At 36.0% G+C, this 1,441-nt stretch carries 2 protein-coding genes; both read right to left on the bottom strand.

All coding sequences use genetic code 11. The features are described 5' to 3' along the window. Positions 1–44: 44 nt before the first annotated feature. The gene (locus tag AC1DRF_RS27610) at positions 45–257 is read right to left on the bottom strand and encodes a DUF3951 domain-containing protein (RefSeq protein WP_427076909.1); all 213 of its coding nucleotides are present in this window, start codon (positions 255–257) and stop codon (positions 45–47) included. 467 nt (positions 258–724) lie between these two features. After that, positions 725–1,441, bottom strand: a 717-nt coding sequence (locus AC1DRF_RS27605; protein WP_477742257.1) for an NAD(P)H-dependent flavin oxidoreductase, incomplete at its 5' end; no start/stop codon positions are given.

The raw sequence follows: 1,441 nt of genomic DNA, 5'->3' as shown, positions 1-1,441 counted from the left end.
GTTTACATCATACCAATTCCCGGCACCACAATAAGTACCTTTGCTTAATTTTTACTATCTCCATTTTCATCTTCTTTTTTAATTTCTGCTTTTTCCTCATGAAATTCTTCAGTAGTTTGGGCAGAGATATAATCAAATGGAGTATAATAGTTGCTTGGTAGTTTTCTTCTGAAAACAGTTTTAACAATCACAATCATAATAGGAACTACTGTAAGCAGAACTATAAATAACATTGTAAGATACAATAATGAATTCAATTATTTTCCCCTTATAAGTTCTGACATGTTTTAATTTCCTTATAATTACATTTTAACATGCCGTTAAAGCTTATACATTAATGAATACTATATACATCCGTAGTTAACATAATGTCTCTTCAAGGAAGCAAGAAAGCAAAAGAACCCTTGGAGCAGTAAGCTTCCACCAAGGCTTCTTTTTCCGGAATATGCAACTTTTTATACATCGTTGATATGACTACATTTTTTGAATAGTTGAAAGAAACGAGAATGTATAAAAAGCGCACCTTTTATTCATATGCTCGTACGGAAAAATATAGTCCATAAGGAAAAAATGTGTTATTATATGTCTGCACATGCATTTTATAGTAGAAAGCCACCTGTCCTGCAAATACTGGGTGGCTTTTTATTTTGTTAACGCTAATAAGAAAAGCATACCTAAAATTTTCGATTTTAGTTAATATATATTACTTAAAGCTGGAACACTACTAACAGTTCTTTGTTGTTTCCAAAATGTTTACCAATCGCTGCTTTCCTTGTTCAGCTGTAGAAATCATCTCATCAAACAATTCTTGAACCGTAGGAACATCATTAATTAGTCCGATAACCTGTCCAGCCCAACCAAATCCCTCCCCTTCATTCCCATTGTAAATATATTTGCAGTTTGCCTTACCACTTACCATATCTTTTAAATCTTCATAAGTTGCCCCTTTGTGTTCACGCTCAATAATATTGCTAGTATATTTTGATTCTAAAACACGACCAGGATGCCCTAAAGTTTTCTTAATAATAACTGTATCTGTCTCTTTTCCCTTCACAAGTGCTTCTTTGTATACAGGGTTTGCATGCACACACTCTTGCGTAGCAATAAATCTTGTTCCCATTTCTATTCCTTCTGCTCCAAGGGCGAAGGCTGCTAATAAGCCTCTTCCATCTCCAATGCCTCCACTAGCTAGTACAGGAATTGACACAGATTCAACTACACGAGGGATAAGGACCATTGTGCCAATATCATCCCGTCCTAAGTGGCCGCCTCCTTCTTGTCCTACTGCCATTACGGCATCAGCCCCAAGTTCCTCAGCCTTTTTTGCTTGTCTAACTCCTGAAACTAGAACAAGAGTTTTAATATTTTCTCCTTTTATCCGTTCAAAAACAGGTTGAGGATTCCCTCCGGTTATAGAGATAGCAGGCACCTTCTCCTCGAT

This window comes from Priestia sp. P5_B4, from assembly GCF_056400385.1.
This window is presented reverse-complemented; position numbering and strand designations above follow the sequence as displayed.